Source organism: Thioalkalivibrio sp. (assembly GCF_007692535.1).
Lineage (GTDB): Bacteria > Pseudomonadota > Gammaproteobacteria > Ectothiorhodospirales > Ectothiorhodospiraceae > Thioalkalivibrio.
Map to the genome: position 1 here is coordinate 1 of NZ_REBW01000210.1, position 7,601 is coordinate 7,601.

The following is a 7,601-nucleotide window of genomic DNA, read 5'->3' on the forward strand; positions in this document are numbered from 1 at the left end:
TCAGGGGTGGCGCAGGGGCCTGGGGTGTTTGTGCGCATAGGCCCCTGCCTTTCGTCGCGCCGCCGTCATCCCTCGTCTTCGGCGGGCTCCGTGCCACGCACCATCAGGACCGAGATGCTCACCTTGCGTGCCAGGTTTTCCGCCACGCTGCCGAGGAACAGCCGGCGCACCCCGCGGCGCCCGTGCGAGCCGACCACGAGCAGGTCGGCTTCGGATTCCTGGATCGCGCTGGCGATGAGATCGGAGCTGTGTTCGCCGTGCCCCCGGAGCAGCCGGGGCGTGGCCTTCACGCCGGCCTTCTCAGCCCGTTTCACCGCGCGTTCCAGGCAGCCCTCCGCATCGGTCCGGAGCACCTTCTTGAGCTCTTTTCGGGTGGTCGTGGTCATGCCCTTGGAGTGAAACACGTGCACCAGGTTCTCGTCGATCGCATGCGCGATCTCCAGCGTCGCGCCATGGATCTGGGCGAGCGAGATCGCCTCTTTCAACGCCTTGCGCGACGTCGGGCTGTCGTCGATCGCGATGAATATGTGTCGATACATGCTCTTCCTCTTCTCCTCGAAACAGAGCAGGGGGCTCCGGGTCCACCGATTGCCCCGTATTTTCAGGCCTTGGCCGGATTCAACATCAACCGCTGTAGCGCGAAGATGACCCCGGCGACACTGAGCCCGATGATATCCGACTGCAGCCCGCCGCCGATCATCGCCAGCGCGGCTCCCAATACCAGCACGCGGATGATCCAGTTGATTCGCCCGAAGAACCAGCCCTGGATCGACGAGGCCAGCAGGTAAATCCCGAGCGCCGCAGTGAGGAAGGCATGGAGGTTCTCGTGCCACTCGCCCTGCATCAGCATCGGCGCCGAGTAGAAGAACATGAACGGCACCACGAACGCAGCCATGCCGATCTTGAAGCTCTCGACACTGGTGCGCATTGGATCCGAGCGTGCGATCGCCGCTCCCGCGTAAGCGGCGAGCGCCACCGGAGGCGTGATCGCCGACATCACCGCGAAATAGAAAATGAAGAAGTGCGCGGTCAGCGGATCGATGCCCAGCTGGATCAGGCCCGGCGCGATCACACTTGCCGCGACCGCGTAGGCGGCCGTGGTGGGCATGCCCATGCCGAGGATGATCGCCACCAGCATCGCGAAAAACAGCGCGAGGATCTGGCTTTGCCCCGCGACGGCGAGCAACAGCGAGGAGAAGCGTACCCCGATGCCGGTCAGCGCAATCACGCCCACGATGACGCCCGCGGCGGCGCAGACTGCGACCAACTGCAGCGACATCCGAGCGGCGATCTCCAGCGCGTAGGCGATCTGTTTCGGCCCCATGCGGAACGGGGTGAGCCAGCTCACCATCGCGGCAGACGCCATCGCCAGCGTGCCCGCGCGGATGACCGAGTACCCCATGAACAGCGCGCCGATCAGGATGATCACCGGGATGAACAGGTAGACGCGCCGTACCATCGTCGCGAACTGGGGCAGTTCGCTGCGCGGCAGGCCGCGCATGTCCATCTTCAGCGCCTCCTTGTCCACCATGAAGTACACGGACAGGAAATACAGCGCCGCCGGGATGATCGCCGCGATCACGATGTCGGTGTAGGCGATGCCCGTGATCTCGGCCATGATGAAGGCCCCGGCGCCCATGATCGGCGGCAGGATCTGCCCGCCGGAGGAGGCCGCCGCTTCAACGGATGCGGCCGTCTGGGGCCGGTAGCCGACCCGCTTCATCAGCGGGATGGTCAGCGAGCCGGTGGACACCACGTTACCCGCCGAGGTGCCGTTGATCATGCCCATCAGGCCCGACGAGAACACCGCCACCTTGGCCGGGCCGCCGCGTGCGCCGCCGGCCGCGGCAAAGGCGAAGTTCACGAAGTATTCGCCGACACGGCTCGCCTGCAGAAAGGCCGCAAAGGTGATGAACAGGATGATGTAGGTCGACGACACCGCAGTGGTCGGACCGAGGACGCCATTGTCGGTATAGATGAAGGCGAAGAAGCGTGCGGGTGCGTAGCCGCGATGTTCGAGCACGCCGGGCAGCCAGGGGCCGACGAAGCCGTAGGCGATGAAGATCGCGACGATGATCACCAGCGGCAATCCCGCCAGCCGCCGCGTCATTTCCAGGATCAGCAGGATGCCCGCGATCGCTGCGTACATGTCGTTGGGATGCGGGAAGACGCTCGCCCGGAAACGCAGGAACTCGGCGTGCGAGATGATGTACAGGCCCACGGTGATCGCGGCGACCGCCAGCAGCAGGTCCGGCATCGGCAACCGGCTGCGTTCGCGCACCGGGGAGGTCCAGGATGCCAGGATCGCGAGCACCGTCCCGACGATGATCGGATACCCGAAGGTCATCAGCATCTTGTCCGGCGGGGCACCGGTGGGGACGCGGTCGTCGGTGACGATCGCCCAGGTGATCTGCAACAGCGCGGTGAAGATCGTGACCGCCGCAGGCAGCAGCAGCAGCCATTCCAGTTTCGTGATGGGGCGCTGCCCACGGTCCTGTTCGGGGAAGGCGCGCGCGGAAAAGAAGATGAAACCCAGCGCAAGGCCCCCGGACACGTGGATCAGTCGGTAGACCCAGGTCTCCAGCGGGTAGAGGTTCATCACCCCGATGTGGAAAGCGGTGTAGAGGACACAGGCGGCTGAGAACAGGATTCCGAGGATCCCGACGAAGACGCGCTGATTTGCGGTTACAACCTCGGCATCGACGGCGCTGGCGGCCTGTGCCACGACCGGTATGGTCGGCTCCTGCGCGGTGTCACGAGGTGCGGGACCGCCGGATGCGGAGCCCCGGGGTGCGTCGGTGGTCATCGGACCCCCTTCCGTATGATTTCGTCAGCGCAGGAGAAACAGGCCAGAGCCGCAGTCGCTGCAGTCTCTGGCCCGGTCCGTCAGACGCGGGGTTGCGTCAGCCGCGGAGTTCGTCGGGAATCGTGATTCCCTGTTCCTCTAAGTAGCGAACCGAACCCGGGTGGAAGGGCAGGAAGCTGTTGTTGACCCAGTTCTCGGGCAGCGTGGCCCTGGCGGCGGCGTGGATCTGGACCATCCGCGCGTTGTTTTCGAGTACCAGCCTGGTGATCTCGTAGGCCAGGCTCTCCGGCATGTCGCGATGGACGACCGCGAAATTCCACAGCGCCACCGTGGCGTCATCCTCGGTCTGCCCCGAGTAGGTGCCGGCCGGGATGGTGTACGCCGCGACCTCGGGGAAATTCTCGAGGATCTTCGCGTGTTCTTCCGGCGAGAACCCAAAGGTCCGCACGTCGGTTTCGGCCGCGAGCTGCGAGAACGCGCCGATCGGCACACCGGCTGCAAACGCGAAGGCGTCGATCAGGCCGTCCTTCAGCTGGCTGGCGGCGTCGGAAGCCCCGCTGTACGACGGGCGCGCCCTCACGCCCAGCGTTTCGAAGAACCGCGGCCAGTAGGTGGCCGCAGTGCCGCCGGCGGGACCCACGCTCACGCGCTTGCCCTCCAGGTCGGCGACCGAATGGATGTTGGAGCGGCGCAGCGCGATGCCATGGAGCGGGGTTTCGTACATCGGGAACAGCGCCCGCACGTCGGTGTGCGGCAGGCCAGGGGCCAGTTCGCTCTCGCCGGTCCAGGCCTCGTACATCGGGCCCATGGTCACCAGGCCGATGTCGTGTTCCTTCATCTGTACCAGCGTGGCGTTCTGCACCGGGCCGCCTGTGATCTCGCCGCTGGCATTGATGCCGAGCGACTCGCCGATGAAGCTTGCGAGGCCGTTTCCGTAGACGAAGTACACACCGCCGACGCTTGCCGTGCCGACAGTCAGGGTGCGCGGCCAGTCAGAGCGGTCCTGCGCCATGGCGCTGGTCGCGGTGAGTGCGAGTGCGGTCGCCGCCACGATCAGCCAGCGAGTCAGTCTGTGGTTCATGGTCGTTTTCTCCTCGTTCGGACCGTGCTCGCGGCTCGGCCCATTTTGTTTTTTACGGGATGGGAAGCCCCGTCCCGCCAGTTCCCGGCCGGCCGACAGCGCCGTTGGACCGCCCTTGGGAGTGGACCGGCGGATGACCGGACAGAACGTGTACCGTCCCGGAATCCTGCCGGAGCCTGGGGCGCCAGGTTCACAAGATGGCGCCCCAGGCTCGGTCTACCACACTTATAGCACCAGAATATCCGTGAAGTCTCGATTGTAGGATTCCGCCGCTCGGATATTCGCCGTGTCCGTCCGGGCCCGGGGGGCGGTCAGGGGCGGGTCTGCAACCAGAAGGTCACGGGTCCGTCGTTGATCAGCCCGACCTGCATGTCGGCGCCGAAACGTCCGCTCGCCACGATGGGGTGTGCGGACTGTGCCTGGGTCAGCAGCCGTTCGAACAGCGCGGCCCCCTGTTCCGGGGTCGCCGCGCCGCTGAAGCTGGGGCGCATGCCCTTCTGGGTGTCCGCGGCCAGCGTGAACTGCGGTACCAGCAGCAGCCCGCCGCCGGTCTCGCGCAGGCTCCGGTTCATCCGTCCCTGGTCATCGGGAAACACCCGGTAGCCCAGCAAGCGCTCGAGCGTGCGGGCCACGGCGCGCGGCGTGTCCCCGGCCTCCACCGCGACCAGCGCGACCAGGCCGGGGCCGATCGCGCCCACGACTTCGCCGTCGATCCGCACACTGGCCTCGGACACCCGCTGGATCAGCGCGATCATCCCGTTCGCGCCGCCAGTGCGTCGGTCGCGGCGACCAGGCGTTGCGTGATGCCCGGTTCGGCTGCGGAGTGGCCGGCGTCGGGGACGATCTGGAGTTCCGCGCCCGGCCACGCCTGGTGCAGTGCCAGGGCCTGCTCCACCGGGCAGACGACGTCGTACCGGCCGTGCACGATGAAGCCGGGGATTCCGGCGATCCGCCCGGCGTCGCGCAGCAGCTGATCCGGCTCCATGAAGCAGTCGTGGACGAAGTAGTGGCACTCGATCCGCGCCAGGCTGACCGCCACCGAGGGATCTGCGAAGTGGGCCAGCACGCCCGGGTTGGGTCGCAGGCAGGACGTGCGTCCCTCCCAGACCGACCACGCCCGGGCCGCGGCCTCGCGCACGACGCGATCGGGATCGGTCAGTCGGCGGTGGAAGGCCCGGACCATGTCGCCGTGCTCCGCCGCGGGAATCGCCGCCCGGTATTCCGCCCAGGCCTCCGGGAACAGCCGGTCCGCGCCCGACTGGTAGAACCACTGGATGTCCCGGGGGCGGCACAGGAAGATGCCGCGCAGGACCAGCCCGAGCACCCGCTCCGGATGGGCCTCGGCATAGGCCAGGCCCAGTGTCGATCCCCAGGAGCCGCCAAAGACCACCCAGCGCTCCACATCAAGGGTCGTGCGCAACCGCTCGATGTCGGCGACCAGGTGCGGCGTGGTGTTCGCCTCGAGCCCGGCATGCGGGGTCGAGCGGCCCGCGCCGCGCTGGTCGAACAGCACGATGCGGTAGCGTGCCGGATCGAAGAAGCGCCGGTGCCAGGGCTCGCAGCCCGACCCGGGTCCGCCGTGCAGGAACAACGCCGGCAGGCCATCGGGGTTCCCGGATTCCTCCCAATACAGCAGGTGGCCGTCGCCGACGTCCAGACGACCGGTCCGGCGGGCTTCGATCGGTGGGTACAGCGCATCCATCACGGCGTTTCCTCGCTGGGTGGTGCAGCGCAGTGTGGCCAAAACCCGCACGCCTGAAAAGCCGTCGCGCGCCGGCTTCTGGCGGCGGCGGTGTGTTTCCGGGTATGTTCCCGCTCCATGAATGCGCCCCGCGTACCCGCGTCGATCCGCCGTCTCGCCGGCAAGGCGATCGCCGACTTCGACATGATCCGCGCCGGCGACCGCATCCTGGTTGGGCTTTCCGGCGGCAAGGACTCGCTGACCCTGCTCTGGCTGCTGCAGGATCTCGCCCGGCGCGCGCCGGTTCGGTTCGAGGTCGGCGCCGTGACCATCGACCCCGAGATCGAGGGCTTCGAGCCGGGGCGCCTGCGCGACTATTTGGATGCGCATGGGATTCCCCATTTCTTCGTCTCCGAGCCCATCGCCGAACTCGCGGCCAGGCACATGGGCAAGGACTCCTTCTGCGCCTTCTGCTCGCGCATGAAGCGCGGGCTGATCTACCGCACCGCGCGCGAACACGGCTACAACGTGATCGCCCTGGGGCAGCATCTCGACGATCTCGCCGAGAGCTTCCTGATGAGCGCCTTCCACGGCGGCCAGCTGCGCACGATGAAGGCCCACTACCGCATCGATGCGGGTGATCTGCGCGTGATCCGCCCCCTGGCTTACGTCCGCGAGCGCCAGACCCGCGACTTCGCCGTGGCGGCGGAACTCCCGGTGATCCTGGACAACTGCCCCGCCTGCTTCTCCAAGCCCACCCAGCGGGAGCACATGAAGGCGCTGCTGGCGCGCGAGGAGGCCCTGCATCCGCGCCTGTTCCGCAATCTCCGCACCACCCTGGGACCGCTGATGCGCGAGGGTCGGCCGCCGGAAGAGGACGCGGCGTCGTGAGCCTTGACGGGCCCGTTCGCGCTGCAGCTGGCGAAGGCGAGGTCGTGAAGGCGCTCGCGAATCCTGCCGCCACGGACGCTTCGACCGGAGCGGGGCACGCCGGCTTCCCGCTGGCTTGTGCAGTCGTCATCGCCCGCTCGTTCGACCGGGGCGCGAGGTGAAGCGGGGCCGGGTGGCCCGCCCGCGGGATCGCTGGCTGGGCGCAATGTTGCAACTGCTGGCATTTCTGCCGCTCCCGTTGAACCATGCGCTGGGCGGCGCGCTCGGCTGGCTGGCCTGGCTGCTGCCTACGCGCATGGCCCGGATTGCCCGGATCAATGTCGAACTCTGCTTTCCCGAGCAGAGTCGCGGCTGGCGCCGCAGCGTCGTGCGCCGCTCGCTGATGGAGATGGGCAAGGCGCTGACCGAGGCACCCTGGCTGTGGCGCGCGAGCGCGGAGCGACTGCGCAGCATGGGAGCCTATCCTGCGCTGTGCGACCCTGCCGGCAAACGTCCTGAAGGACAGGCGTTGTTCCTGGTTACGCCGCATCTCGGGTCCTGGGAGTTCGCCGGCCTGCACGTCGCGAGCTATGGGCCGATCACCAGCCTGTACAGCCCGTCGCCCATCCCCGCGATCGACCGCTGGATCCGCGATGCGCGGGCGTCCACCGGAGGGCAGCTGGCCCCGGCCACGCGCGAGGGCCTGCGCCGACTGAGGGCCGCGCGCGACCGCGGCGAGATGATCGGCATGCTGCCCGACCAGAGTCCGCGGCGCGCTACCGGCGAGTTCGCGCCCTTCTTCGATCATCCCGCGCTGACCATGACCCTGCTGCCGCGCCTGCTGCGCGGACGCGACGACCGCGTGACGTTCGCCTTCGCGGAGCGCCTGCCGCGCGGACGCGGGTTCCGCTACCACGAACTCGAGGCCGGCCCCGAGATCGCCGATCCCGACCCCCGACGCGCCGCCGCCGAGATCAACCGCCTGGTCGAGGCGCTGGTCCGGCAGTGCCCGGAGCAGTACAACTGGGTCTACAAGCGCTTCCGACCGGCCCCGTCGGGCACCCCGGATCCGTACCGGCGCTGACTGTCATGGCCTCGGAGCGCGCCACCCCGAACGATGAAAGCGCAAGCGCCTATGGAGTGCGGCGGCTTGCCGCCGCTGT

General features: G+C 68.0%; 7 protein-coding genes. 2 read left to right on the forward strand and 5 right to left on the reverse strand.

Annotated elements, in window-relative coordinates:
- Positions 1 to 65 precede the first annotated feature (65 nt).
- The 5 genes from EA346_RS12060 to pip form a co-directional block, all read right to left on the reverse strand.
- Positions 66 to 539: a universal stress protein gene (locus EA346_RS12060; protein ID WP_296758923.1), complete on the reverse strand. Its 474-nt coding sequence runs from the start codon at positions 537 to 539 to the stop codon at positions 66 to 68.
- A gap of 62 nt (positions 540 to 601) precedes the next feature.
- Positions 602 to 2,806 (reverse strand): TRAP transporter fused permease subunit, encoded by a 2,205-nt coding sequence (locus tag EA346_RS12065; protein WP_296758924.1) that lies wholly within the window; start codon positions 2,804 to 2,806, stop codon positions 602 to 604.
- A 97-nt stretch (positions 2,807 to 2,903) separates the two neighbouring features.
- The gene (locus EA346_RS12070) at positions 2,904 to 3,887 is read right to left on the reverse strand and encodes a TAXI family TRAP transporter solute-binding subunit (protein WP_296758926.1); all 984 of its coding nucleotides are present in this window, start codon (positions 3,885 to 3,887) and stop codon (positions 2,904 to 2,906) included.
- Positions 3,888 to 4,198: 311 nt separating this feature from the next.
- On the reverse strand, positions 4,199 to 4,642 hold the full coding sequence (gene dtd / locus EA346_RS12075) for a D-aminoacyl-tRNA deacylase (protein ID WP_296758929.1): 444 nt from the start codon (positions 4,640 to 4,642) through the stop codon (positions 4,199 to 4,201).
- Complete coding sequence (pip, locus tag EA346_RS12080; protein ID WP_296758931.1) at positions 4,639 to 5,589, reverse strand: prolyl aminopeptidase; 951 nt, start codon at positions 5,587 to 5,589, stop codon at positions 4,639 to 4,641. Before pip ends, dtd begins: the two co-directional genes overlap by 4 nt.
- Positions 5,590 to 5,706: 117 nt before the next feature.
- On the opposite strand from pip, the gene EA346_RS12085 reads away from it, so the two are divergent.
- Complete coding sequence (locus tag EA346_RS12085; protein WP_366755790.1) at positions 5,707 to 6,459, forward strand: ATP-binding protein; 753 nt, start codon at positions 5,707 to 5,709, stop codon at positions 6,457 to 6,459.
- Between the two features lie 205 nt (positions 6,460 to 6,664).
- A complete protein-coding gene (locus EA346_RS12090) occupies positions 6,665 to 7,522 on the forward strand; it encodes a lipid A biosynthesis acyltransferase (RefSeq protein WP_296758933.1) in 858 nt (285 codons plus the stop codon).
- Positions 7,523 to 7,601: the final 79 nt, after the last annotated feature.